This window comes from Pseudomonas arabinosi (genome assembly GCF_047758675.1).
Taxonomy (GTDB): Bacteria; Pseudomonadota; Gammaproteobacteria; order Pseudomonadales; family Pseudomonadaceae; genus Aquipseudomonas; species Aquipseudomonas arabinosi.
The window spans coordinates 723,047-748,334 of record NZ_CP180480.1; the positions used below are offsets into that span (position 1 = coordinate 723,047).

At 60.8% G+C, this 25,288-nt stretch carries 25 protein-coding genes and 1 riboswitch; of the genes, 17 read left to right on the forward strand and 8 right to left on the reverse strand.

The features are described from left to right. Positions 1–80: 80 nt before the first annotated feature. The 9 genes from mdcA to madM all read left to right on the forward strand — a co-directional run bounded on the left by mdcA (position 81) and on the right by madM (position 7,342). The gene (gene mdcA, locus ACMXYJ_RS03320) at positions 81–1,751 is read left to right on the forward strand and encodes a malonate decarboxylase subunit alpha (RefSeq protein ID WP_415758765.1); all 1,671 of its coding nucleotides are present in this window, start codon (positions 81–83) and stop codon (positions 1,749–1,751) included. After that, positions 1,751–2,626, forward strand: a complete 876-nt coding sequence (locus tag ACMXYJ_RS03325; RefSeq protein WP_415758766.1) for a triphosphoribosyl-dephospho-CoA synthase — start codon at positions 1,751–1,753, stop codon at positions 2,624–2,626. The genes mdcA and ACMXYJ_RS03325 overlap by 1 nt, the downstream gene beginning before the upstream one ends. Beyond that, positions 2,626–2,925, forward strand: a complete 300-nt coding sequence (locus ACMXYJ_RS03330) for a malonate decarboxylase subunit delta (RefSeq protein ID WP_008026217.1) — start codon at positions 2,626–2,628, stop codon at positions 2,923–2,925. Before ACMXYJ_RS03325 ends, ACMXYJ_RS03330 begins: the two co-directional genes overlap by 1 nt. After that, positions 2,918–3,760, forward strand: a complete 843-nt coding sequence (locus ACMXYJ_RS03335) for a biotin-independent malonate decarboxylase subunit beta (protein ID WP_415758767.1) — start codon at positions 2,918–2,920, stop codon at positions 3,758–3,760. Before ACMXYJ_RS03330 ends, ACMXYJ_RS03335 begins: the two co-directional genes overlap by 8 nt. Then, on the forward strand, positions 3,757–4,560 hold the full coding sequence (gene mdcE / locus ACMXYJ_RS03340) for a biotin-independent malonate decarboxylase subunit gamma (RefSeq protein WP_415758768.1): 804 nt from the start codon (positions 3,757–3,759) through the stop codon (positions 4,558–4,560). Before ACMXYJ_RS03335 ends, mdcE begins: the two co-directional genes overlap by 4 nt. Beyond that, positions 4,554–5,174 carry a malonate decarboxylase holo-ACP synthase gene (locus tag ACMXYJ_RS03345; RefSeq protein ID WP_415758769.1) on the forward strand — a complete coding sequence of 207 codons (621 nt, stop codon included), beginning with the start codon at positions 4,554–4,556 and terminating at the stop codon, positions 5,172–5,174. The genes mdcE and ACMXYJ_RS03345 overlap by 7 nt, the downstream gene beginning before the upstream one ends. Beyond that, positions 5,171–6,082, forward strand: coding sequence for a malonate decarboxylase subunit epsilon (mdcH, locus tag ACMXYJ_RS03350; RefSeq protein WP_415758770.1), 912 nt, complete (start codon positions 5,171–5,173; stop codon positions 6,080–6,082). The genes ACMXYJ_RS03345 and mdcH overlap by 4 nt, the downstream gene beginning before the upstream one ends. Before the next feature lie 65 nt (positions 6,083–6,147). Further along, positions 6,148–6,576 carry a malonate transporter subunit MadL gene (gene madL, locus ACMXYJ_RS03355; protein ID WP_415758771.1) on the forward strand — a complete coding sequence of 143 codons (429 nt, stop codon included), beginning with the start codon at positions 6,148–6,150 and terminating at the stop codon, positions 6,574–6,576. Position 6,577: 1 nt separating this feature from the next. Beyond that, on the forward strand, positions 6,578–7,342 hold the full coding sequence (gene madM, locus ACMXYJ_RS03360; RefSeq protein WP_150658389.1) for a malonate transporter subunit MadM: 765 nt from the start codon (positions 6,578–6,580) through the stop codon (positions 7,340–7,342). A gap of 184 nt (positions 7,343–7,526) precedes the next feature. On the opposite strand, the gene ACMXYJ_RS03365 is transcribed toward madM, so the two are convergent. Then, positions 7,527–8,447 (reverse strand): LysR family transcriptional regulator, encoded by a 921-nt coding sequence (locus ACMXYJ_RS03365; protein ID WP_415758772.1) that lies wholly within the window; start codon positions 8,445–8,447, stop codon positions 7,527–7,529. A 232-nt stretch (positions 8,448–8,679) separates the two neighbouring features. Here ACMXYJ_RS03365 and trhA point away from each other — a divergent pair, with 232 nt between their 5' ends. Next, positions 8,680–9,297 carry a PAQR family membrane homeostasis protein TrhA gene (gene trhA, locus ACMXYJ_RS03370; RefSeq protein ID WP_415758773.1) on the forward strand — a complete coding sequence of 206 codons (618 nt, stop codon included), beginning with the start codon at positions 8,680–8,682 and terminating at the stop codon, positions 9,295–9,297. A 58-nt stretch (positions 9,298–9,355) separates the two neighbouring features. Here the strand turns inward: trhA and ACMXYJ_RS03375 are convergent, their stop codons facing one another. After that, on the reverse strand, positions 9,356–10,318 hold the full coding sequence (locus ACMXYJ_RS03375; RefSeq protein ID WP_415758774.1) for a LysR family transcriptional regulator: 963 nt from the start codon (positions 10,316–10,318) through the stop codon (positions 9,356–9,358). Positions 10,319–10,425: 107 nt separating this feature from the next. On the opposite strand from ACMXYJ_RS03375, the gene ACMXYJ_RS03380 reads away from it, so the two are divergent. Genes ACMXYJ_RS03380 through ACMXYJ_RS03390 form a run of 3 tightly spaced genes read left to right on the forward strand, consistent with a single transcriptional unit; the run spans position 10,426 to position 12,966 of the window. Continuing rightward, positions 10,426–11,667, forward strand: coding sequence for a D-amino acid dehydrogenase (locus ACMXYJ_RS03380; protein WP_415758775.1), 1,242 nt, complete (start codon positions 10,426–10,428; stop codon positions 11,665–11,667). A gap of 18 nt (positions 11,668–11,685) precedes the next feature. After that, the gene (locus tag ACMXYJ_RS03385; protein WP_415758776.1) at positions 11,686–12,036 is read left to right on the forward strand and encodes a RidA family protein; all 351 of its coding nucleotides are present in this window, start codon (positions 11,686–11,688) and stop codon (positions 12,034–12,036) included. A gap of 27 nt (positions 12,037–12,063) precedes the next feature. Then, on the forward strand, positions 12,064–12,966 hold the full coding sequence (locus tag ACMXYJ_RS03390; protein ID WP_095127106.1) for a transporter substrate-binding domain-containing protein: 903 nt from the start codon (positions 12,064–12,066) through the stop codon (positions 12,964–12,966). A 104-nt stretch (positions 12,967–13,070) separates the two neighbouring features. On the opposite strand, the gene ACMXYJ_RS03395 is transcribed toward ACMXYJ_RS03390, so the two are convergent. Together ACMXYJ_RS03395 and ACMXYJ_RS03400 are read right to left on the reverse strand one after the other, a co-directional pair. Further along, positions 13,071–13,790 carry a 16S rRNA (uracil(1498)-N(3))-methyltransferase gene (locus ACMXYJ_RS03395; RefSeq protein WP_056738997.1) on the reverse strand — a complete coding sequence of 240 codons (720 nt, stop codon included), beginning with the start codon at positions 13,788–13,790 and terminating at the stop codon, positions 13,071–13,073. Positions 13,791–13,963: 173 nt separating this feature from the next. Then, a complete protein-coding gene (locus ACMXYJ_RS03400; RefSeq protein ID WP_033060427.1) occupies positions 13,964–15,370 on the reverse strand; it encodes an adenosylmethionine--8-amino-7-oxononanoate transaminase in 1,407 nt (468 codons plus the stop codon). Between the two features lie 223 nt (positions 15,371–15,593). Between ACMXYJ_RS03400 and ACMXYJ_RS03405 the strand changes: the two genes are divergently transcribed. The 3 genes from ACMXYJ_RS03405 to ACMXYJ_RS03415 all read left to right on the forward strand — a co-directional run bounded on the left by ACMXYJ_RS03405 (position 15,594) and on the right by ACMXYJ_RS03415 (position 18,777). Continuing rightward, positions 15,594–17,345, forward strand: a complete 1,752-nt coding sequence (locus tag ACMXYJ_RS03405) for a flavin monoamine oxidase family protein (RefSeq protein WP_415758777.1) — start codon at positions 15,594–15,596, stop codon at positions 17,343–17,345. A 263-nt stretch (positions 17,346–17,608) separates the two neighbouring features. After that, positions 17,609–18,160, forward strand: coding sequence for a cytochrome b (locus ACMXYJ_RS03410; RefSeq protein ID WP_415758778.1), 552 nt, complete (start codon positions 17,609–17,611; stop codon positions 18,158–18,160). 32 nt (positions 18,161–18,192) lie between these two features. Further along, positions 18,193–18,777, forward strand: a complete 585-nt coding sequence (locus ACMXYJ_RS03415; protein WP_415758779.1) for a YceI family protein — start codon at positions 18,193–18,195, stop codon at positions 18,775–18,777. 275 nt (positions 18,778–19,052) lie between these two features. Here the strand turns inward: ACMXYJ_RS03415 and ACMXYJ_RS03420 are convergent, their stop codons facing one another. From ACMXYJ_RS03420 to ahcY, 4 genes are all read right to left on the reverse strand, one after another. After that, positions 19,053–20,936 (reverse strand): DEAD/DEAH box helicase, encoded by a 1,884-nt coding sequence (locus tag ACMXYJ_RS03420; protein WP_415758780.1) that lies wholly within the window; start codon positions 20,934–20,936, stop codon positions 19,053–19,055. A gap of 223 nt (positions 20,937–21,159) precedes the next feature. Continuing rightward, positions 21,160–21,975, reverse strand: coding sequence for a substrate-binding periplasmic protein (locus tag ACMXYJ_RS03425; protein WP_415758781.1), 816 nt, complete (start codon positions 21,973–21,975; stop codon positions 21,160–21,162). A 195-nt stretch (positions 21,976–22,170) separates the two neighbouring features. Further along, positions 22,171–23,016, reverse strand: coding sequence for a methylenetetrahydrofolate reductase [NAD(P)H] (gene metF, locus ACMXYJ_RS03430; protein ID WP_415758782.1), 846 nt, complete (start codon positions 23,014–23,016; stop codon positions 22,171–22,173). Between the two features lie 89 nt (positions 23,017–23,105). Next, positions 23,106–24,515, reverse strand: coding sequence for an adenosylhomocysteinase (gene ahcY / locus ACMXYJ_RS03435; protein WP_046045260.1), 1,410 nt, complete (start codon positions 24,513–24,515; stop codon positions 23,106–23,108). A 23-nt stretch (positions 24,516–24,538) separates the two neighbouring features. After that, positions 24,539–24,641, reverse strand: a riboswitch (S-adenosyl-L-homocysteine riboswitch). Between the two features lie 198 nt (positions 24,642–24,839). Here ahcY and ACMXYJ_RS03440 point away from each other — a divergent pair. Beyond that, positions 24,840–25,241, forward strand: a complete 402-nt coding sequence (locus ACMXYJ_RS03440) for an acyl-CoA thioesterase (protein WP_415758783.1) — start codon at positions 24,840–24,842, stop codon at positions 25,239–25,241. Positions 25,242–25,288: the final 47 nt, after the last annotated feature.

The following is a 25,288-nucleotide window of genomic DNA, read 5'->3' on the forward strand; positions in this document are numbered from 1 at the left end:
ATCCGTCTCTCTGCTTGATTGATGCCCCCCACCCAACACTCCTAAGGTGACTCCCACGACAGCGAACCCGTGGAGTGGTCATGACAACAACAATATCCCCCGACTCGCGATGGACGCGGCGGCGCAGCGAAAAGCAGCGGCGTCTCGAGCTGGTACGGGGTCTCGCCGACGGTGTGGTCTTACCCACCGACAAAATCGTTGCGGCGCTGGAGGCGTTGATCCTGCCCGGCGACCGTGTGGTGCTGGAAGGCAATAACCAGAAGCAGGCGGATTTCCTGTCCCGCTCCCTGGCCAAGGCTGATCCCGCGAAGCTGCATGATCTGCACATGATCATGCCCAGCGTCGGACGCTCCGAGCATCTGGACCTGTTTGAACGCGGCATCGCCCGCAAGCTCGACTTCTCTTTCGCCGGCACCCAGAGCCTGCGCATCAGCCAGTTGCTGGAAGATGGCCTGCTGGAAATCGGTGCGATTCACACCTACATCGAGCTCTATGCTCGGCTGGTGGTCGATCTGATTCCCAACGTCGTGCTCTCGGCCGGTTTCATGGCCGACCGCGCCGGCAACATCTACACGGGCCCAAGCACCGAAGACACCCCGGCATTGATCGAACCGGCCGCCTTCAGCGACGGCATCGTCATCGTTCAGGTCAATCAGTTGGTGGACGATGTCAGCGAGTTGCCCCGCGTCGATATCCCGGCCTCTTGGGTGGATTTCGTGGTGGTGGCCGACAAGCCGTTCTACATCGAACCGCTGTTCACCCGTGACCCGCGCCACATCAAGCCTGTGCATGTGTTGATGGCGATGATGGCGATCCGTGGGATCTACGAAAAACACAACGTCCAGTCCCTGAACCACGGCATCGGTTTCAACACCGCTGCTATCGAATTGATCCTGCCGACCTACGGCGAATCCCTCGGTCTGAAGGGCAAGATCTGCCGCAACTGGACGCTCAATCCGCATCCAACCTTGATCCCGGCCATCGAAAGCGGTTGGGTCGAAAGCGTGCATTGCTTCGGCACCGAATTGGGCATGGAAAACTACATCGCCGCCCGGCCCGACGTGTTCTTCACCGGTCGCGATGGCTCCCTGCGTTCCAACCGGATGTTCTGCCAACTGGCCGGGCAATACGCGGTGGACCTGTTCATCGGCGCCACCCTGCAAGTCGACGGCGACGGCCATTCCTCGACCGTGACGCGCGGCCGCCTGGCCGGTTTCGGTGGTGCGCCGAACATGGGTCACGACCCGCGCGGTCGCCGCCACGGCACACCGGCCTGGCTCGACATGCGTCACGACGATGCGCCCGAAGCGCTGCTGGAGCGGGGCAAGAAACTCGTGGTGCAAATGGTCGAGACCTTCCAGGAGGGCGGCAAACCGACCTTCGTCGAAACCCTCGACGCGGTAGAAGTGGCGAGAAAAAGCGGCATGCCGCTGGCACCGATCATGATCTACGGCGACGACGTCACTCACCTGCTGACCGAAGAAGGCATCGCCTATCTCTACAAAGCGCGTTCGCTGGAAGAACGTCAGGCGATGATCGCGGCCGTGGCCGGCGTCACCGTTATCGGCTTGCGCCACAACCCGAAAGACACCGCGCGCATGCGCCGCGAAGGCCTGATCGCCTTCCCCGAAGACCTCGGCATCCGCCGCACCGACGCCACCCGCGAATTGCTGGCGGCGAAAAGCGTGGCCGATCTGGTCGAGTGGTCCGGTGGCCTCTACAACCCGCCCGCCAAGTTCAGGAGCTGGTAATGCACGCATTCAACCTGCAACCGAAAACCCTGTCCCTGGCTGAGCGGCTGGCGGATCTGGCGGTAGACGCGCTGATCGACGAAGCGGACCTGTCGCCGAAACCGGCGCTGGTCGACCGTCGCGGCAATGGCGCTCACACCGATTTGCACCTCGGGCTGATGCACGCTTCGGCGCTGTCCCTGTGGCCTGCGTTCAAGGAAATGGCGGAAGCCGCCATCGAATTCGGCGAAGTCGGAGTGCCGCTGCGCGAAGCCATTGGCCTGATCGGGCGTGAAGGCGAGGAAGTGATGCTCGCCACCACGGGCGGCGTGAATACCCATCGTGGCGCCATCTGGGCCTTGGGCCTGTTGGTCGCTGCTGCCGCGCTGGAATCCACGAATACCAAGGCAAGCGCCATTACCTTGCGCGCCGCACGTCTGGCCTTGCTCGACGACCGTTACGCGCCGCGTCCGCTGAGCCACGGTGCGCAAGTCGCCCAGCGTTACGGCGCTCGCGGTGCCCGTGAAGAAGCCCAGCTCGGTTTCCCGGCGGTGATTCAACGGGCGCTGCCGCAACTCAAACGCAGCCGCGCCGCCGGTCATGGCGAGCAGAACGCCCGGCTCGATGCCTTGCTGGCGATCATGACGAATCTGGCCGACACCTGCGTGCTCTACCGCGCGGGCGAACAAGGCCTGCAGACCATGCAACTCGGCGCCCAAGCCGTGCTCGATGCGGGCGGCAGTGCCAGCCTCGCCGGCCGCCGCCGTTTGCATGAGCTGGACCAACAACTGATCGCGTTGAATGCCTCGCCCGGCGGTGCTGCCGACTTGCTCGCAGCCTGCCTGTTCATCGACCGCATCGAGTCTGGCGACGGCCTCATCCAGGGAGCTTTCTGATGGAAACCTTATCTTTTGAATTCCCCGCCGGGCAGCCGCCACGCGGCCGGACGCTGGTGGGCTGTGTGGGCTCGGGCGATCTGGAAGTGCTGATTGAGCCAGGCCAGGCCGGCAAACTGACGATCAAGGTGCAGACCTCGGTCAACGGCGCCGAACAACGCTGGCAGCATTTGTTTGCGCGGATGTTCGACGGTCAGACACCGCCGGCGATGGCAATCGATATCCACGATTTCGGCGCGACGCCGGGTGTGGTGCGCTTGCGTCTGGAACAAGGCTTTGAGGAGATCGGTCATGACTGATCTCTTACGCAAACATAGCTTCGTCGAACTCGGCGCCCGGCAACGTGCCAAGGCCTTGCTCGACGCCGGCACCTTCCGCGAATTGCTCGACCCGTTTCAACGTGTCATGTCGCCGTGGCTGTCGCGTCAGGGCGTGGTGCCGCAAGCCGATGATGGCGTGGTGATCGCCAAGGGCAGCATCGGCGGTTTGCCGGTGGTGATCGCCGCCATTGAAGGTGCATTCCAGGGTGGCAGCCTCGGTGAGGTCGGCGGGGCGAAGATTGCCGGTGCGCTGGAACTCGCCGCCGAAGACAACCGCAATGGCATTCCGACCCGCGCCGTGTTGCTGCTGGAAACCGGTGGTGTGCGTTTGCAGGAGGCCAACCTTGGGCTGGCGGCGATTGCCGATATTCATGCGGCGATTGTCGACCTGCGCCAATACCAGCCTGTTGTGGGTGTGGTGGCGGGCAGCGTCGGCTGCTTTGGCGGGATGTCGATTGCCGCCGGGTTATGCAGCTATTTGCTGGTGACTCAGGAAGCGCGGCTTGGCCTCAACGGTCCGCAAGTGATCGAACAGGAAGCCGGGCTTGAGGAATACGACTCCCGTGATCGTCCTTTCATCTGGAGCCTGACCGGTGGCGAGCAACGTTTTGCCAGTGGTTTGGTGGATCGTTTTGTCGCTGACGACGTGGCGCAGGTTCAGCAGCAGGTCAGCGAATTGCTTAAGCAAGGTTTGCCGGAACAGCAACGCAGCCGTCAGGCCGAGCTGTTCCTGCAACGGCTGGCCCGTCTGGACGCCGAGCCGCAAATCGAGCCGTCGACGGTTCGCGATCTGTATCAAGGAGAGCGCTCATGAGTTCGTATTCCCTGAGAGGTTTGAACTGGTTCAACGCCTTGAGTGCGGGCGCGAAACCGGTGGATGGTTTGCCCGCTTCCTTGAAGGTTGCCGACGGTGTCTTGGGTGACCGGCCCGTTCGTTTTATCGCGGTGGTGGCTGATCCCGACAACCGCTTCGTCCGCGCCCGCAATGGCGAGGTCGGTCTGCTGGAAGGTTGGGGACTGGCCAAAGCCGTGGATGACGTCATCGCAGCGGATCTGGATAAATCGCAGAAACGCGCCTTGATCGCCATCGTCGACGTGCCGAGTCAGGCCTACGGTCGGCGCGAAGAAGCGCTCGGCATTCATCAGGCTTTGGCCGGTGCCGCAGACAGTTATGCCCGCGCCCGACTGGCCGGCCATGCCGTGATCGGTTTGCTGGTGGGCAAGGCGATGTCCGGGGCGTTTCTGGCTCATGGGTATCAGGCCAATCGGCTGATCGCCCTGCGCGATCCCGGCGTGATGGTTCAAGCGATGGGCAAGGCTTCGGCGGCGCGGGTGACGTTGCGCAGCGTCGAAGAACTCGAAGCACTGGCCGCCAGCGTGCCGCCGATGGCGTATGACATTGACAGCTACGCGAGCCTTGGACTGCTTTGGGAAACCTTGTCGGTGGAACAGATCGAGCAGCCGACGGCGGCGGATCTGTCGCGCGTGACTGAATGCCTAAGCCAGGCGATTGGCGATGTCGCCGCCAGTGGCCGAGACCTGAGCAGCCGCTTGGGCGCGAGCAACCGTGCGGCGTCGAGTCAGGTTCGGCAATTGCTGAGAGCGCAGTGGTGAACACGCTTCTGGCCCACGACCTGCTCTGGGGGCTGACCCCGGAGCAGTTGCCTGCGGATGCACCTTCGTGGGTGATCGAGTCGATCAGTGCGGGTCAACCGGTGGTGGTTCGGCGTGCGTTGAGCGCGGCGGATCACATCGCGGTCGGGGTGCGTGGGCGTTTGCGTGAGCAGCGGTTTGCGACGGTGATGTCGGTCGATGCGATCCAGCGTCAAGTTCGGCCGGAAGCGCTTTGCCATGTCTCGATTGATCGGGATTTGCCGGCAGTGCGCGCCCTCACTCAACTGCGGCCGATGCTCGATTCCTGTGAGTGGGTGTGGGGTGTCAGCGGCAGCGCCGGGTTTGAATTGGCCAGCGGTTTTCAGGCATTGCATGAGGGCAGCGATCTCGACTTGATCCTGCGTACACCGCAGCCGTTGGATCGTGTGCAGGCGCAGGCACTGGTGAAGCTTCTCGATGCTGCTGTCTGCCAGGTGGACATGCAGTTGCAGACTCCATTCGGTGCAGTCGCCTTGCGCGAATGGGCCAGCTCTGCACGTCGGGTTTTGCTGAAAAATGAGAGTCAGGTTGTTCTGGTGATTGACCCGTGGAACCCACAGGAGCAAGCAGCGTGAGCAGTTTGCTGGTGTTCCCCGGCCAGGGCGCGCAGCAGTCGGGCATGCTGCATCGTTTGCCTGTGGAAACAGTGATCGAGGCAAGTGAAGTCCTCGGGGAAGACGCTTTTCTTCTGGATTCTGCCGAGGCGCTGAAGTCGACAAGAGCGGTTCAGCTCTGCCTGCTGATCGCCGGCGTCGCGGCTTCACGACAGTTGTTAATGACGGCGGATTACGTGGCGGGGTTGTCCATCGGCGCCTACCCGGCGGCCGTGGTTGCCGGTGCCTTGAGTTTCAGCGATGCGCTGCATCTGGTCAGCCTGCGCGGTGAGCTGATGCAACAGGCTTATCCGCAAGGCTATGGAATGACGGCAATCATCGGTCTGGATCTGGCCACGGTGGAAGGTTTGCTGGCGCAGATTCACAGCGATGCAACGCCGGTTTACCTGGCCAACATCAACGCCGAAAACCAGGTGGTCATTGCCGGCAGCGATGGCGCGATGAAAGCGGTGGCCGAGTTGGCGAAAGGTCGCGGTGCAGGTCTAGCGAAACGTCTGACCGTCAGCGTGCCGTCTCACTGCCCGCTGCTGGAAGCCCCTGCGAAAACCCTGGCCGAAGCCTTCGCCAAGGTGCAGCTGAAAACACCATCGGTGGGCTACCTGAGCGGCAGTCGCGCCCGGCCCGTTATCAGCACGGAAGCCTTGCGCGACGACCTGGCGTTCAACATGTGCCGCGTGGTGGATTGGCGCGGCACGGTACAAAGCGCCTACGAGCGCGGCGTACGTCTACAGATCGAACTGCCGCCCGCTGCGGTGCTGACCGGGCTGGCGCGCCGGGTGTTCGAGCAGGGCACCGTGATTGCCTTCGACGGTGCGCGGCTCGATACCTTGCAGGCGCTGTTGCGTGAGGAGGGAAGCCGCCAACCCTAGAACACCGACTCAGGCCTTCGAACAACAAAAACAACATTCGACGATGCACTTTGAGGACAACAACAATGATTATTTACGGTGTGGCGCTGTTGGCGATTTGTACGCTGGCAGGGGTGATCGTGGGCGACATGCTCGGCGTGTTGCTGGGTGTGAAATCAAACGTCGGCGGGGTCGGGATCGCGATGATCCTGCTGATCTGCGCGCGGTTGTGGATGCATAAACACGGCGGCATGACCAAGGATTGCGAGATGGGCGTCGGTTTCTGGGGCGCCATGTACATTCCGGTGGTGGTCGCGATGGCTGCGCAGCAGAACGTCGTCACCGCCCTGCATGGTGGGCCGGTGGCGGTGCTGGCGGCGATCGGTTCGGTGGTGATTTGCGGCTGCACCATTGCCCTGATCAGCCGGACTCACAAAGGCGAACCGTTGCCCGATGAACCGGCGGACGCTACCCCGAACATCAGGCCGGTTGGCACTCCAGTAGGAGGTCGCTGATATGTGGGATCTCATTGAAAAAGGTCTGGAACATAACGGTCTGGTGACGGCGTTTGCGTTCGTCGGCGTGATCATGTGGGTGTCGGTGGTGCTGTCCAAGCGCCTGACGTTTGGGAGGATTCATGGTTCGGCGATTGCCATCGTCATCGGGCTTGTTCTGGCCTGGGTCGGCGGCACGATGACGGGCGGGCAAAAAGGCCTGGCGGACCTGACGCTGTTTTCCGGCATCGGTCTGATGGGCGGCGCGATGCTGCGGGACTTTGCGATCGTCGCCACGGCATTCGAAGTGCAAGCCACCGAAGCGAAAAAGGCCGGTTTGATCGGTGTGATTGCGCTGCTGCTGGGCACGATCCTGCCATTCATTGTCGGGGCGAGCATGGCCTGGGTGTTCGGTTATCGCGATGCGATCAGCATGACCACCATCGGCGCGGGGGCGGTGACCTACATCGTCGGGCCGGTGACCGGGGCCGCGATTGGCGCGAGTTCCGATGTGGTGGCGTTGTCGATTGCCACCGGGTTGATCAAGGCGATTTTTGTGATGGTCGGCACACCGATGGCGGCACGCTGGATGGGGCTGGATAACCCGCGCTCGGCGATGGTGTTTGGAGGGCTGGCCGGGACGGTGAGCGGTGTGACGGCGGGGTTGGCGGCGACGGATCGGCGGTTGGTGCCTTATGGGGCGTTGACGGCGACGTTCCACACCGGGCTTGGGTGCTTGCTTGGGCCTTCGCTGCTGTACTTCATTGTTCGCGGGATTGTGGGGTAGGACTCAAAAACCACCCCTCACCCCAGCCCTCTCCCCAGAGGGGAGAGGGGGAAAGGGAGCCGATCTCCATGGTTTCAAAACCTGAGTTCGACTCGATATTTCAGGTCGATGTAGCTTGAAAGAACAACTCGGTTAGCTCCCTCTCCCCTCTGGGGAGAGGGCTGGGGTGAGGGGTGGTTCTTAGTCACACCGCAGCATTCCGATTGGCATACATCCGACACTCCGCCAGCAACGCCAACAGATTCGGATCCCGCTCCTTGGCCTTCAAAAACACCACCCCAATGTGCTGCTGCAACCGATACTTTTCCTGCAACGGAATCAGCTTCACCCGGTTCTCATACACCGCCGCAATCCGCCCCGGCAGCAACGCATAACCCACGCCAGAGCTGACCATGCTCAGCAGGGTGAAGATGTCGTTGACCTGCATCGCCACCTTCGGTTCGAACCCCGCCTGCTTGAACACCCGATTACCGTCCTGGTGCGTGGCAAAGCCCTGGGTCAGCGTAATGAACGTCTCATCGCGCACTTCGGCAAGGTCGACTTCGCTCCGTTGGGCAAACTTTGAATCCGCCGGTGTGGCGAGAAAGATGTCGTCGGAAAACAGCGGGATCTGCTCGCAGTCCGGGTCGTTGACGCTCTCGTCCAGCGACACCAGGATCGCGTCGACTTCCATGTTCTTGAGCTTGTACAGCAGGTCGAAGTTCGAGCCGAGGATCAGGTCGATGTTGAGTTCGCTGCGGCGGATCTTCAGGCCCATGATCAGCTGCGGCACGGTCTTCACCGTCAGCGAATACAGCGAGCCGAGCTTGAAGCGCTCGGCGGAGAACCCGGCGGCTTCGCGGGTCAGGCGCACGGTTTCGACCACGTCCTGAATCAGCTTCTGTGCGCGTTCTTCCAGCACATAAGCGCTTTCCAGCGGCGTGAGATTGCGGCCTTCGTGCTTGAACAGCGGGCAGCGCAGGGCGCTTTCCAGGGAATGGATCGCCCGGTGCACGCTGACGTTGCTGGTCTGCAACTCGGCGGCGGCCCGGGCCAGGTTGCCGGTGCGCATGAAGGCCAGGAACACCTCGAGTTTTTTCAGGGTCAACTCTTCATCGATCAGCATGATGCAGACTCTTATTCGAATGGCTCGATTGTGCCCAATTCCTCCGGAGCACGCAGGCCTTTGTAGGAGCTGCCGAAGGCTGCGATCTTTTGATCTTCGGCGTCAGGCAAATCGCCAAAAGATCGCAGCCTTCGGCAGCTCCTACGGGGATTTGTGTTTTGAAACATTGCGCTTTTAACCTTCAGGCCTGAGCCTTGCGCGATGTTGCAACGAATCTTGAGGTGAGCAACACATGTATCACGGGGAAAGATTGAACGCCTGGACGCATCTGGTCGGGGCGGTGGCAGCGGTTGTTGGCGTGGTGTGGATGCTGGTGATCGCCAGCATGGATGGCAGCCCGTGGAAGATCGTCAGCGTGGCGATTTACGGGTTTACCTTGCTGGTGCTTTACAGCGCGTCGACCGTTTACCACAGCGTACGGGGGCGCAAGAAAGCGATCATGCAGAAGGTCGATCACTTTTCGATCTACCTGCTGATTGCCGGCAGCTACACGCCGTTCTGTCTCGTGACACTACGCGGGCCGTGGGGCTGGACGCTGTTCGGGATTGTCTGGGGATTGGCGCTGATCGGCATCCTGCAAGAGATCAAACCGCGCTCGGAGGCGCGGATTCTGTCGATCGTGATCTATGCGGTGATGGGCTGGATCGTGCTGGTGGCGGTCAAACCGTTACTGGCGGCGTTGGGCAGTACAGGTTTCGCCTGGCTGGCGTCGGGCGGCGTGCTGTACACCGTGGGCATTATCTTTTTTGCCCTCGATCATCGCCTGCGCCATGCCCACGGGATCTGGCATCTGTTCGTGATCGCCGGGAGTTTGCTGCACTTCGTGGCGATTCTGTTTTATGTCTTGTAGATCGCACTGCTGCTATTGCAAAACCTGTGGGAGCGGGCTTGCTCGCGAAAGCGTCAGGTCAGTCGACATCATCGCTGACTGATCCACCGCTTTCGCGAGCAAGCCCGCTCCCACAGGGATAGAGGTGATCCAGTTGCGCCTGTGCCCGTCGGCTGAACACCTGCAACAAGTCGCTCAAGGTGTGGGGCGGCGGTTCGTCGGCGCGGGTGACCGCATACAGGGTAATCGGTAGTGCTGGCGCCAGAGGTCGAATCGCGGTGGCGGCGGGGGATGCGCCGAGCGCGGTAAACGGGTCGATCACCGCCAGCCCGGCACCGGATTCAACCATCGCCCGCGCCAGCGAATAGGTCTGCACGGCGATGCGAACCCGTGGCGGCGGATCGACCGCTTCAAGGTAGCTGTCGAGCCTGGCCGCCAACGGGTCGGCGCTGGACAGGCCGATCAGCGGCGCACCGGCCAGTTCGATCAATGGCAACGGTTGGCTCAAGGCGTCGTCGGTCCAATAGCCCAACGGTGCCAGCGCCACCAAAACCCCGCAGGCCAGGGCTTGCGCCTTCAGGCCCGGATGATCCGGCGGCTGCAAGGTCAGCGCGACATCCACTTCGCGCATCAACAAATTCTGCATCAGCTCACGGCTGTGGGCGCTGGACAGTTCGCAGACGATGTCCGGGTAGCGTTGCGTCCACTCGTTGATGGCCGGCGGCAGCAGCGACAAGGCCAGCGCCGGGATCGCACCGATCCGTACGCTGTGACCCGGCTCGCGCCGCAGGCTCTGGGCCAGGCGTCGCACGCCTTGCAGGCTTTCGGTGACCTTGTCGACCTCGCGCTCAAGCTCCAGCGCTTCGGGCGTAGCCTGCAATTTACCGCGCACCCGCAGGAACAACGGGAAGCCCAGTTGCTGCTCGGCGTGTTGCAGCACTTTGCTCACCGCCGGCTGCGACACGTGCAGCAACTGCGCGGCGCCACTAACCGAACCGGTCTGGCGAATGGCCTGGAAGATCTCGATGTGTCGCAGTCGCATGGCAAGTCCATAACCTTTGTTTATGGGTCAGGCATCTTTAAGCATTGTTCAAGGTCTGTCACCTGGTCCTAACCTGAAGCCTGTTTCAACAACGGTTAAGGACAGACATGGCTCAGCGGGTTTGCATCATCGGTGGCGGCGTCATCGGGCTGACGACAGCTTACGCACTGGTTCGCGACGGCATCGACGTGACGCTGATCGAGGCCCGGGATTCGCTGGGCAGCGAGACCAGTTTCGCCAACGGCGGCCAGTTGTCCTACCGTTACGTCGCGCCACTGGCCGATGCCGGCGTACCGTTGCAGGCACTTGGCTGGATGCTGCGCGGTGACTCACCGTTGAAGCTGCGCCCACGCCTGGACCCGGCACAATGGCGCTGGATGGCGTCCTTCCTGGCGGCCTGCCGCCGTTCGGTGAATCAGCGCAACGGTGCGCACCTGCTGCGTCTGGCGCTGCTCAGCCAGTCCACGCTGCAAGGTTGGCGCGACGAAGATCGCCTCGACGGTTTCGACTGGCGGCGCAACGGCAAACTGGTGACGTTTCGTGAAGCCGCGAGTTTTGAGCATGCGCGCCATGGCCTGGCCGATCCGCAACAGCAGCACGTGCTGTCGCGGGCCGAATGCGCGCAGCTGGAGCCTGCGCTCGCCGAGGCGCCGTTTGTGGGCGCGATTTATACCCCCGATGAAGAAGTCGCCGATTGCCATGCTTTCTGCCAGCAACTGCTGGCTCGACTCCAGGCATCGGGACGTTGCGAGTTTTTACTTGGGCGCAAGGTCACCGGCATTCGCCACGCGGACGGCGCGGTGCAGGCCGTCGAAATGGGCTCGCAAGTGCTGCCGGTCGAGCAACTGGTGATTGCCGCCGGTCATCGCAGTCCGGCGCTGGCGCTGCCCGGCATGAACCTGCCGCTGTATCCCCTAAAAGGCTACAGCCTGACCTTGCCGATCCGCGCCGAACATCGCGCGCCGGAGCTGAGCATCACCGATTACAACCGCAAGATTGTTTACGCCCGCATCGGTGATCAACTGCGCGTGGCGGCGATGGTCGACATTGTCGGTTTCGACCCGGCGCTCGACCCCAAACGCCTGGCGCTGATCAAGCGTCAGGCGCAGGAAACCTTGCCCAATGCCGGCGATTACGACGCCGCCATCAAATGGGCCGGCATGCGCCCGGCCACCCCCAGCGGCGTGCCGTTGATCGGCGCCACGGCGTACCGCAACCTGTGGCTCAACCTCGGCCATGGCGCCCTGGGTTTTACCCTGGCCTGTGGCAGCGCCCGGGTGCTCAGCGAGTTGATCGCCCGGCGCATACCTTCAATCGAAATGCAGGGCCTCGCCCCCCGCGTCGCCTGACTTGAAAAGGAAGATCGAATGAACATCAACCGAATCAACAGCAACAGCCGACTCTCTGGCGCGGTGACCTTTGGCGATCTGGTGTTTCTCTCGGGACAGGTTCCGGGCGACAGCACCGACGTCACCGGCCAAACCGCTGAGGTGCTGGCGAAAATCGATGTGTTGTTGGCCGAAGCTGGCAGCGACAAGGATCATCTGCTCAACGCGACCATCTACCTGAACGACATTGGCCGCGATTTCGCCGCCATGAACGAGGTCTGGTCGCAGTGGCTGTCACCGGGCAAAGCGCCGACCCGCACCACCTTGCAAGCGCAACTGGCCCGTCCAGAAGTTCTGGTGGAAATCACCGTGATCGCCGCCCGCCGCTAATCGCTCTACCCACAACGGAGAATAACAATGCAAAAAATCACGTTGATCGGCTGCACCCTCGGCCTGCTGCTCGCCAGCCAGGTCCAGGCCAACGAAGCGCCACTGACCGGCACGCTGAACAAGGTCGCCAATGCCAAGAGCATCACGCTGGGTTATCGCGACGCGTCGGTGCCGTTCTCCTACGTGGGTGATCACACGGGGCAGCCGATGGGTTATTCGGTGGACCTGGCGAGCAAGATTGTCGAGCGCATCAAGCAAAAGCTTGAGCTGCCGGATCTGCAGGTGAAGTACAACCTGGTGACCTCGCAAACGCGCATTCCACTGGTGCAGAACGGCACGGTCGACCTTGAATGCGGCTCCACCGGCGTGACCGCCGAGCGCATGCAGCAAGTGGCGTTTTCCTACGGGTTTATCTACGTGAAGGGGCAGTTGCTCACGGCGAAGGACAGCGGCATCAAAAGCTTCGCCGACCTGCGCGGCAAGAACGTCGTGACCACTGCGGGCACCACCAACGAACGGTTTCTGAAGAGCTACAACATCGATCACAAGATCGATATGTTCGTGATCAGCGCCAAGGACCACGGCGAAGCGTTCCAGATGCTGCAGTCGGGTCGGGCGGCGGCGTTCTATATGGATGACGCGCTGCTTTACGGTGAACGCGCCAAGGCCCGCGATCCGCATAACTGGGTGGTGGTGGGTGAGGAGCAGTCACGGGAAATCTACAGCTGCATGGTGCGCAAGGATGATCCGCAGTTTCTTGCGTTGGTGAACTCGACCCTCGCCGATCTGTACAGCTCGGGCGAGATCAACGGCATCTACCAGCGCTGGTTCCAGCAACCGATTCCGCCCAAGGGCTTGAACCTTGAGTTCCCGATGACCAGCGAACTCAAGGCGATCATTGTCAAGCCGACGAGCGATCCGGTTCAGTAGCAGCCAGATCGATCGCTAGGCTGCGTCGCGGCCAATCGCGAGCAGGCTCGCTCCCACAGGGGAATGCATTTCAATGTGGGAGCGAGCCTGCTCGCGAAAGGGCCCTAGAAGTCACCCCAAAGCTGCTGGGCCACAGCCAACGCCACCACCGGCGCGGTCTCGGTGCGCAACACCCGAGGACCGAGGCGGGCAGCATGGAACCCCGCCGATTTAGCCTGATCGACTTCAGCGTCGGACAACCCACCCTCCGGGCCAATCAAAAACGCCAGCGTCGCCGGTTTCGCATGGCTCACCAATGGTTCGGCCACCGGATGCAGTACCAGTTTCAATTCGGCCTCCGTCTGCTTCAGCCAATCCGCCAACAGCAGCGGCGGATGAATCACCGGCACCCGTGAACGCCCGCACTGCTCGCAAGCGCTGATCGCCACCTGGCGCCAGTGCATCAGGCGTTTGTCGGCGCGTTCATCTTTCAGCCGGACTTCACAGCGGTCGCTGAAGATCGGAGTGATTTCAGTCACACCCAGTTCGGTGGCTTTCTGAATCGCCCAGTCCATCCGCTCGCCACGGGACAAGCCCTGGCCGAGATGGATCGACAATGGCGACTCAACCTGCCCGGCGAAGCTTTCATCGATCTGCACGACGACGCGCTTCTTGCCGACCTCCACCAGCGTGGCGCGAAACTCATGGCCCGAACCGTCGAACAGTTGCAACGCATCACCCTCGGCCATGCGCAGCACGCGGCTGATGTAATGGGCCTGGGCCTCGGGCAACTCGTGTTCGCCGGTGCTCAAGGGGGCGTCGATAAAGAAGCGGGACAGTCTCATCTTGGATCTCTGAAAAGGGTGTTAATCATCTGAATCATTGTCGGCTTCTGTGCGCGAACCTTTGTGGGAGTGAGCCTGCTCGCGATAGCGGGGTGTCAGTCGACATCAATTTTGACTGTTACACCGCAATCGCGAGCAGGCTCACTCCCACATGGACCGCATCGTTCGATGCATCAGCCCGGATCGCGGAAGCCCGGGTGAAAGTCTTTCGGCACCGACACGCTGACGCTGTCACGGGTCGCAATGTCGATCCCTTCGCTGGCCACTTCGGCCAGGAAGTCGATCTGTTCAGGCGTGATCACGTACGGCGGCAGGAAGTACACCACGCTGCCCAACGGTCGAAGTAAAGCACCACGCTCCAGCGCATGCTGGAACACTTTCAAGCCGCGACGTTCCTGCCACGGATACGCTTCCTTGGTGGCCTTGTCCTTGACCATCTCGATGGCCAGCACCATGCCGGTCTGACGCACTTCCGAAACGTTCGGGTGATCGGCCAGATGCGCGGTGGCGCTGGCCATGCGCTGAGCCAGCGCCTTGTTGTTCTCGATGACGTTGTCTTCTTCGAAGATATCCAACGTCGCCAATGCCGCCGCGCACGCCAGCGGATTGCCGGTGTAGCTGTGGGAGTGCAGGAAGGCGCGCAGGGTCGGGTAGTCGTCGTAGAACGCGCTGTAGACATCTTCGGTGGTCACGCAGGCCGCCAACGGCAGGTAACCGCCGGTCAGGGCCTTGGACAGGCAGAGGAAGTCCGGGCGGATGCCGGCCTGTTCACAGGCGAACATTGTCCCGGTGCGGCCGAAGCCGACGGCGATTTCGTCGTGGATCAGGTGCACGCCATAGCGGTCGCAGGCTTCGCGCAGCAGTTTCAGATAAACCGGATGGTACATGCGCATGCCGCCGGCGCCCTGGATCAGCGGCTCGACGATCACTGCGGCGACGGTGTCGTGGTTCTCGGCCAGGGTCTGTTCCATGGCGGCGAACATGTTGCGCGAATGTTCTTCCCAGCTCATGCCTTCCGGGCGCAGGTAGCAATCGGGGCTCGGCACCTTGATGGTGTCCAGCAGCAGGGCCTTGTAGGTTTCGGTGAACAGCGGCACGTCGCCCACCGACATCGCCGCCATGGTCTCGCCGTGGTAGCTGTTGGTCAGGGTGACGAATCGCTTCTTGTTCGGCTGGCCACGGTTGAGCCAATAGTGAAAGCTCATTTTCAGCGCGACTTCGATGCAGGACGAACCGTTATCGGCGTAGAAGCACCGGGTCAGGCCTTCCGGCGTCATCTTCACCAGGCGCTCGGACAACTCGATCACTGGCTGATGACTGAAACCAGCAAGGATTACGTGCTCCAGCTGATCAACCTGGTCCTTGATGCGCTGGTTGATCCTCGGGTTGGCGTGACCAAACACGTTGACCCACCAGGAGCTGACGGCGTCGAGGTAGCGTTTGCCTTCGAAGTCTTCCAGCCAGACGCCTTCACCGCGTTTGATAGGAATCAGCGGCAGCTGTTCGTGGTCTTTCATCTGGGTGCAGGGATGCCACAACACCGCGAGATCGCGTTGCATCCACTGATTATTCAGGCCCATTTTCAGTCTCCTCGAGGCGGCTCGCGACGTGCGCGGGCAAACAATCGCGCAAGCCTATGCAATGCGTGACGTGGGGACAACCCATTGTGTCGATTGAGCTACTTTGTATAGGTGGATAGACGTCGCTGGCGGCCTTTTGATGGCTGACGTATTCTTCGCGGTTCTTTGAGTCGTCTGACTCGCAAAACCGCTTTTTCCTACGTGTATTTCCGGAGTTCGCTGAATGTCTGCTGGTTGGCTGCGCGCCTGTGCGCTGGTGATGTTGGGGCTGTTCAGCGTGTCTGCGCTGGCCAAGGATAAAACGGCGATCGTGATCGGCGGAGGGCTGTCTGGCCTCACCGCGGCTTACGAACTGCAAAGCAAAGGCTGGCAGGTTACCCTGCTGGAAGCCAAATCGAGCATGGGCGGTCGCTCCGGCATGGCCACCAGTGAGTGGATCGGCAACGACAAGACCCAACCGGTTCTGAACAAGTACGTATCGACGTTCAAGCTGAGCACCACGCCGGCCCCAGAGTTCGTGCGGACCCCGGGCTACCTGATTGACGGTGAGTATTTCACCGCCGCCGATCTGGCCACCAAGCAACCGGCCACCAGCGACGCGCTTAAACGCTACGAAAAGACCCTGGACGATCTGGCGCGCTCGATCGAAGACCCGCAGAACCCGGCGGCCAACAGCACACTGTTCGCCCTGGACCAGATCAACGTGGCCAACTGGCTCGACCGTCTGAATCTGCCGGCCACGGCACGTCAGTTGGTGAATCAGCAGATTCGTACCCGTTATGACGAACCATCGCGCCTGTCGCTGCTGTACTTCGCACAGCAAAGCCGCGTTTACCGAGGCGTTGCCGACCGTGACCTGCGCGCTTCACGTCTGCTCGGCGGTAGCCCGGTGTTGGCTCAGGCCTTCGTCAAACAACTGAAAACCATCAAGACCAGTTCCCCGGTCTCGGCGATCACCCAGGACAAGGACGGCGTGACCGTCAAAGTCGGCAGCGTTGGCTACCAAGCTGATTACGTCGTTGTGGCCGTGCCATTGCGCGCCCTGAACAAGATTCAGATGACTCCGTCGCTGGATGCCCAGCACATGGGCGCGATCAAGGGCACCAACTACGGTTGGCGCGACCAGATCATGCTGAAGTTCAAGACGCCAGTGTGGGAAAGCAAGGCGCGGATGACCGGCGAGATCTACAGCAACACCGGTCTGGGCATGTTGTGGGTTGAGCCGGCGCTGAAGGGCGGCGCCAATGTGGTGATCAACCTGTCCGGCGACAACGCGCGCGTGATGCAGGCCTTCGGCGACAAGCAGATCGCCGATCAGGTACTGATCCGTCTGCACGCCTTTTATCCACAGGCACGTGGTTCGTTCACCGGTTATGAGATCCGCCGTTACAGCAACGACCCATCGATGGGCGGCGCTTACCTGGCCTTCGGCCCTGGCCAGATCAGCAAGTACTGGCGTCTGTGGGAGCGTCCGATTCAGCGTGTAGCCTTTGCCGGCGAACACACCGACACCTTGTACCCGGGCACGCTGGAAGGCGCATTGCGCACCGGTCAGCGGGCAGCCAGTCAGGTAGAAGACCTGGCGGCCGGCAAGTCGTTTGAACCGGCGAAGGTTGTTCCGGCAGCGACCGTTGCGGCGGCCGGCGCGGTGGCGGCGAAGAAAGGTAACTTCTTCACCAACCTGTTCGGTGGTTCTGACGACAAACCGGCACCGGTCAAGGCGCCAGAGCCAGTGGCTCCGGTTGCTCCGGCACCGGCTCCAACACCTGCGCCGGCGCCAGCTCCGGTCGAAGCGCCGAAACCAGTCGTGCCAGCCAAAGCAGAGCCGGCCAAAAAAGCCCCGGCCAAAGCAGCGGCGAAAAAACCTGCGGCCAAAGCCGAGGCTAAAAAGGCCCCGGCGAAGAAGGCTGAACCGGCGAAGAAAGTAGCGGCCAAGCCCGCTGCGACTCCGGCGACGGATACCAAAGCGCAGTAAGCTTTGGGATTAAAAAAACGCGGCAGAAATGCCGCGTTTTTTTATGCCCGAAGAGAACCAATATCAAGAATCGAATAAATCCCGGGGCGCAGGTGTTCTTTAGTTGGACTTCATTTTTACTTACACATGGGTCTTTAATCTTTCCTTAACTCACCTATTTCAGACTCTTGATCGTATTTCTCGATATTTCAAAGCGAAATTTTCCGCTTTAACTCGATAGATAACTCGATAGTCTTGTTCGCAGTTCTCACAGGATTTGAGCAATGCAGCTACGTAATTCTTCTTCGCGCTACGGTTGGGTCAGCATCTTCATGCACTGGGGCGTGGCGCTGGCGGTCTTCGGTCTGTTTGCGTTGGGCTTGTGGATGGTCGGTCTCGACTACTACAGCACCTGGCGCAAAGACGCGCCCGACTTGCACAAGAGCATTGGCCTGGTGTTGTTAGCCGTCATGGTTCTACGGGTGCTGTGGCGTTTCATCAGCCCGCCGCCGCCAGTACTGGAAAGCTACAACCGCATGACGCGCATTGGCGCCAAGTTCGGGCACTCGTTCCTGTATCTCAGTCTGTTCGCTGTGATGATTGCCGGTTACCTGATTTCCACCGCAGACGGTGTCGGGATTCCGGTGTTTGGCCTGTTTGAAGTTCCTGCACTGGTTTCCGGGCTACCGGATCAGGCAGACACCGCCGGTGTGATTCATCTGTATCTGGCGTGGGCACTGGTAATTTTTTCCGGTCTCCATGCGTTGGCAGCACTGAAGCACCATTTTATCGATCGTGATGCGACCCTGACGCGAATGCTGGGCCGCAAAGCTTGAAGTTCAACCTCGACTCCAAAGGAATAGAAAGCATGTTGAAAAAGACTCTCGCCGCTCTGGCAATCGGTTCTGCCCTGCTGTCCGCCAACGTGATGGCGGCTGACTACGTTGTCGACAAGGAAGGCCAGCACGCCTTCGTTGACTTCAAGATCAGCCACTTGGGCTACAGCTTCATCACCGGTACCTTCAAGGACATCGACGGCAAGTTCAGCTTCGACGCTGCCAAGCCTGAAGACAGCAAGATCGAGTTCAACGTAAACACCGCCAGCGTGTTCACCAACCATGCCGAGCGCGACAAGCACATCGCCAGCAAAGACTTCCTGAACGGGTCTAAAGCCAAGTTCGTCTCCACCAGTGTCAAATCCACCGGCAAAAACGCCGCTGGCAAAGACACTGCCGACGTGACCGGCGACCTGACTATCCTTGGCGTGACCAAGCCGGTTGTGGTCAAGGCTACCTTCCTGGGTGAAGGCAAGGATCCATGGGGCGGCTACCGTGCCGGCTTCGAAGGCACCACCAGCATCAAGCGTTCCGATTTCGGCAAGCAGAAAGACCTGGGCCCACAGTCCGACGCGGTCGAGCTGTATGTTTCGTTTGAAGGTGTGAAAGCGAAGTAATTTTCGCCGCTATACAAAAGCGCCCCCGGTCTCACGATCGGGGGCGTTTTTTATTGCCTGGCATAATCTGCGTGGCCACCGCAAATCTACTGTGGGAGCGAGCTTGCTCGCGATAGCGGTAGATCAGTTAGTGGAGATGTTGAATGTTAAACCCCCATCGCGAGCAAGCTCGCTCCCACAGGGGTTCTTTGGTCAGTTGAGGATTTGTACCTATTCCGGAAAACAAAAATGCCCCTGATCTCGCGATCAGGGGCATTTTTTGTTACTGCGTTAAATCAGCGATTGCGGGTCAGCAACGCTGGTTTCTCGCCGCGCGGACGGCCTGGCAGTTGATCAAGTTGCTCAGGAGTCGGGAAACGATCGGTTTTCGACTCCTTGTGAATGATCTTCGGTGCCGGGCCGCGCGGGTTTTGCACGGCCGGTTCCGAACGCGGCTGGTCGTCGGTACGAGCCGGGCGCCGGTTGCGGGACTCTTCGCGACGGGCCTGGCCGTCACGTGGAGCGCCATTGCGTGGGCCGCTGCGCTTGGCCGGCGGAGTGCCGGTGGTAGCGCCATCGCTGCTGCGTGGGCCGCTTTGACGACCCTGAGGCTTGGCGCCGCCGGTGCGGGGAGTACCTGCGCCAGCTGTCGTGCCTTGTGCCGGAGCACCCGGACGGCGGCCACGACCTTGAGCCGGTTTGGCTTGAGGGACGTAGTCGACGCGGTTACCGAAATTATCGATATCGTCGTCCAGGAACTCGTCCGGAGCACGGTCTGCAGCAGCAGCGCGTGGCGCCGGACGCTGTTGCTCGCGAGCCGGAGTGCCTTCGCGTGGCTTGTGTTCACGCGCCGGGCGATCACCGCGGCCAGTGGCTGCAGGTTTTTCCTTGCCGCCCTTGTCCTTGCCTTTGTCTTTACGACCGCCGCCACCGCCGGTGCCGTTCGGACCGTCGCCGCGCGGGCCACGTGGGTTGCGCGGGTTACGCACATCCGGACGCTCGCGGACTTCAGGCTTCTCGGCTTCTACAGCGCTGGAATCGAAGCCCATCAGGTTGCCGTCGGCAATCTTCTGCTTGGTCATGCGCTCGATGCTTTTCAGCAGCTTTTCTTCGTCCGGAGCGACCAGCGAGATCGCCTCGCCCGAACGACCGGCACGGCCAGTACGGCCGATACGGTGAACGTAGTCTTCGTCGACGTTCGGCAGTTCGAAGTTGACCACGTGTGGCAGTTGGTCGATATCGAGGCCGCGAGCGGCGATGTCGGTGGCGACCAGGATGCGCACTTCGCCAGCCTTGAAGTCGGCCAGGGCTTTGGTGCGAGCGTTCTGGCTCTTGTTACCGTGGATCGCGACGGCGCTGAGGCCGTGTTTGTCCAGGTACTCGGCCAGGCGGTTGGCGCCGTGCTTGGTGCGGGTGAACACCAGCACCTGTTCCCAGGCGCCTGCGGTGATCAAGTGCGCCAGCAGCGAACGCTTGTGGTTGGCTGGCAGACGGAATACGCGCTGTTCGATACGCTCGACCGTGGTGTTCGGCGGCGTGACTTCGATGCGTTCCGGGTTGTGCAGCAGCTTGCCGGCGAGGTCGGTGATGTCTTTGGAGAAAGTCGCCGAGAACAGCAGGTTCTGGCGTTTGCTCGGCAGACGGGCGAGGACCTTTTTCACGTCATGGACGAAGCCCATGTCGAGCATGCGGTCGGCTTCGTCCAGCACGAGGATTTCCACGTGGGACAAATCGACGCTGCCTTGACCAGCGAGGTCGAGCAGGCGGCCGGGGCAGGCCACCAGCACGTCAACACCGCGGGACATGGCCTGAACCTGTGGGTTCATGCCGACGCCGCCGAATATGCAGGCGCTGACGAACTTCAGGTCACGGGCATAGACCTTGAAGCTCTCGTGTACTTGAGCCGCGAGTTCGCGGGTAGGGGTCAGGACCAGTACGCGCGGTTGGCGCGGGCCGTGACGCTGGGATTTGTCCGGGTGACCGTTGGGGAACAACCGCTCCAGAATCGGAAGGGCGAAGCCGCCGGTTTTGCCAGTACCTGTCTGAGCCGCGACCATCAGGTCGCGACCTTGCAACACGGCGGGAATGGCCCGCTGTTGCACCGGAGTAGGCTCGGTATAGCCCGCTGCCTCGATGGCGCGGACTAAAGCCTCGGAGAGACCGAGGGAAGCAAAGGACATGAGTAATCCTGTTTTAGTTAGGGCTTGGCCCAATGGGAGTCTTGCCTGGCGCGAATGGCGTTTAAGAGGAACGCAATCCCGTCCGGTCCTGCTGGGTCAAGAAGGCTCATCTGGAGTGCTCGCGCGGGCTGAAAAGCTGCGCTGTAGCGGGGTCGAGATGCCTTGAACAAGTCCGAGCGTCCGGGCGTGAGCCTGGCGGGAAGGCCGGAGTATAACAGAGCAATCACTGCGCGCCGCTTTCCTGCTGCTCAACGGTTTTTCCGCTGGTGGCGGTGGCTCTGGTGGCTTTGACCTCGGCCGCCGGTTCGGCGCCATAACGGGCGCTCAATTCAGCGTACGCAGGCTCGCGCTTGAAGCGTTTGAGTTCGGCGCCGAAGCGCTGCACCAACAAGTCCATGCCGGCGTTGCGGCGCACTGCCAGAAACTGGCTCTGGTGGCTGATGACGGTTGGGTTCTCGGTAATCTTGTCGCGGATGCCCAATTCGTCGAGCAAGTGCTGACCGACCCTGCGATCGGTGATCAGCAGGTCGATCCGCCCGCGCACCAGTTTGCCGAAGTTGGCTTCATGGGTCGGCGCCGGCTCGCGAGTGAACAGGGTCGATTCGCTGAAGTCCTGGCTGTACAGATAGCCCGGGGAAGTGCCGATGGTCAGCCCTTTCAGGTCGGCCAGGGTGTGAAAAGGGTGGGGCCGCTCATTGGCGTAGAACATCACGAACTCCACTTCCGAGAGTGGCTCGCCGGGGTAGAGCAGGGTGGCGTCGCGCTCATCGCTGTGGAAGATGTCCAGCGCGCCGTCTGCCTGGCCTGTTTCGAGCATCGACAGGCAGCGTTTCCATGGCAGGAACTGCCATTCCACTTCGATGCCCAGGCGTTTGAAGACGATGGCGGTGGTTTCGTAGTCCAGTCCCAGGGATTTGCCGTTTTCCTCATACACGTACGGCGCCCAGGGTTCGGTGACAATGCGCAGCTTCTCGCCCCGAGCGGCGAAGCTCAGGCAAGTAAAAAGAAACAGGGTCAGTAACTGCGCGATCAAAGGCATGGCTTGAGATTACGACGAGAAACCGGAAAGAGCCAGAAGCGGGATCCAGAAGCTCTAACTCAGTGTGTTGCTGCACAAAAAAAGGGCGTTAATAGCAAAAGATCGCAGCCTGCGGCAGCTCCTACAGGGATTAAACACGCCCAAATGTAGGAGCTGCCGCAGGCTGCGATCTTTTGATCTTACTGGTAACGACTATTAGCGCGGCAACTTCAGGTTGTTCCACACCGCCAGGCTCGGTTCGGCCTGGTTCAGCGTGTAAAAGTGCAGCCCTGGAGCGCCACCCTGCAGCAGGCGTTCGCACATCTCGGTGATGACTTGCTCACCAAAGCCTTGAATGCTTTGGGTGTCGTCGCCGTAGGCTTCCAGCTGCTTGCGGATCCAGCGCGGGATTTCCGCACCGCAGGCATCCGAGAAGCGCGCCAGCTTGCTGTAGTTGGTGATCGGCATGATCCCCGGAACGATCGGGATGTTCACGCCCATCGCCCGTACACGCTCGACGAAGTAGAAGTAGCTGTCGGCGTTGAAGAAGTACTGGGTGATCGCACTGTTGGCGCCAGCGTTGGCCTTGCGCACGAAGTTGTTCAGATCGTCTTCGAAATTGCGCGCTTGCGGATGCATTTCCGGGTAGGCGGCGACTTCGATGTGGAAATGATCGCCGGTTTCTTCACGAATGAATTCAACCAGGTCATTGGCGTGGCGCATTTCACCACTGGCCATGCCCATGCCGGAAGGCAGGTCACCGCGCAGGGCAACAATACGGGTGATGCCGGCCGCCTTGTATTGGGTCAGCAGGCCGCGCAAGTCGTCCTTGCTGTCGCCAACGCAGGACAAATGCGGTGCGGCAGGGACTTTGACTTCGCTTTCGAGCTGCAACACGGTGTTGAGGGTGCGATCACGGGTCGAACCACCGGCGCCGTAGGTGCAGGAGAAGAAGTCAGGGTTGTAGGTCGCCAGATGACGGGCAGTGGCGATCAGTTTTTCATGCCCAGCGTCGGTCTTCGTAGGGAAGAACTCGAAGCTGTAGCGACGTTCTTGGGACATGGGAATACCCTTTGCAATCGCAAAAGGCGGGCCGGTGATGGCCGGTCCGCCTGGTCAGGATCGGCGGGCGCAAAGCCCGCCGGGTCCAATCAGTAGCGGTAAGCGTGCGGCTTGAACGGACCTTCAACGGTCACGCCGATGTAGTCGGCCTGGGTCTTGGTCAGTTGAGTCACAACGCCGCCGAAACCGCGGACCATTTCCAGGGCCACTTCTTCGTCGAGTTTCTTCGGCAGTACTTCAACGGTCAGGCGCTCGGCTTTCTGGGCTGGCGACAGGTCGGCGTACTTTTGGCCGAACAGGAAGATCTGAGCCAGAACCTGGTTGGCGAACGAACCGTCCATGATGCGGCTTGGGTGACCGGTGGCATTACCCAGGTTAACCAGACGGCCTTCGGCCAGCAGGATCAGGTAGTCGTCGTTCTGAGCGTCGAATGCGCCAGGGCCGGTACGGTGGATCTTGTGAACCTGTGGCTTCACTTCTTCCCATGCCCAGTTCTTGCGCATGAAAGCCGTGTCGATTTCGTTGTCGAAGTGGCCGATGTTGCAGACAACAGCGCGCTTCTTCAGGGCTTTGAGCATGTTTGCGTCGCAAACGTTGACGTTACCGGTGGTGGTCACGATCAGGTCGATCTTGCCCAGCAGCGCTTTGTCGATGCTTGCTTCAGTACCGTTGTTGATACCGTCGATGAACGGCGAAACCAGCTCGTAACCGTCCATGCAGGCCTGCATGGCGCAGATCGGGTCGACTTCGGAGACTTTAACGATCATGCCTTCCTGACGCAGGGACTGGGCCGAACCCTTGCCCACGTCACCGTAACCGATGACCAGCGCTTGCTTGCCGGACAGCAGGTGGTCGGTACCGCGCTTGATCGCATCGTTCAGGCTGTGACGGCAGCCGTACTTGTTGTCGTTCTTGCTCTTGGTCACCGAGTCGTTGACGTTGATGGCCGGGATTTTCAGCTCGCCCTTGGCCAGCATGTCCAGCAGGCGGTGAACGCCCGTGGTGGTTTCTTCGGTGACGCCGTGGACGCGGTCCAGGATCGCCGGGTATTTCTTGTGCAGCAGCTCGGTCAGGTCGCCGCCGTCGTCGAGGATCATGTTGGCATCCCAAGGCGCGCCATCTTTGAGGATGGTTTGCTCCAGGCACCACTCGTACTCTTCTTCAGTTTCGCCTTTCCAGGCGAAAACCGGGATGCCGGCAGCGGCGATAGCGGCAGCGGCCTGGTCCTGAGTCGAGAAAATGTTGCAGGACGACCAGCGTACTTCGGCACCCAGGGCAACCAGGGTTTCGATCAGCACGGCAGTCTGAATGGTCATGTGGATGCAGCCGAGGATCTTCGCGCCTTTGAGCGGCTGCTCACCGGCGTACTTGCGACGAAGACCCATCAGGGCTGGCATTTCGGATTCGGCGATGATGGTTTCGCGACGGCCCCAGGCAGCCAGGGACATGTCGGCAACTTTGTAATCGTTAAAATCTGCAGGCGTGATAACAGCGCTCATGATGAGCCTCCATTCGTAATGTATGCGAATGGGCGCCGTTGTGCGTTTAGTGTCTGACCGATAACGGTCAAGCAACGCCCCATCCGAGCCTGACAGGTCGAACCTGCTGCAGCGCCCCTCGGACAGGTGGCGGGAAAACGGTATCAATGGAACGTTACCGTTTTGAAACGGTGGCGATTATAGCCGTGTGAGCGATACTTCCAAAGCGTTTCTGTTGGTCAATGTCTGAACGGTAATCGAGGCCATAGTCGATGCTTGATAGAGCTCTAGGTCGGGCTCTGCCATGATGGCCACCATCATTCGGCAAGACGCTCAGGAGTGAATATGAATTTCCACACCCGCAAATGGGTAAAACCCGAAGACCTCAACCCCAACGGCACGCTGTTCGGCGGCAGCCTGTTGCGCTGGCTCGACGAAGAAGCGGCGATCTACGCCATCGTCCAATTGGGCAATCAGCGTGTGGTCACCAAGTACATTTCCGAGATCAACTTCGTCAGCGCCTCGCGCCAGGGCGACATCATCGAACTGGGCATCACCGCCACCGAGTTCGGTCGCACCTCCATCACCCTGAAGTGCGAAGTGCGTAACAAGATCACCCGCAAAAGCATCCTGACGGTGGAGAAGATTGTCTTCGTCAATCTGGGCGAAGACGGCTTGCCTGCGCCGCACGGCCGGACCGAGATCACGTACGTCAAAGACCAGTTCAAGGATGACGACGCCCCGTAGGAGCAAAGCTTGCTCGCGATGGGCTCACCTCGGTTTCTGATGAGGGA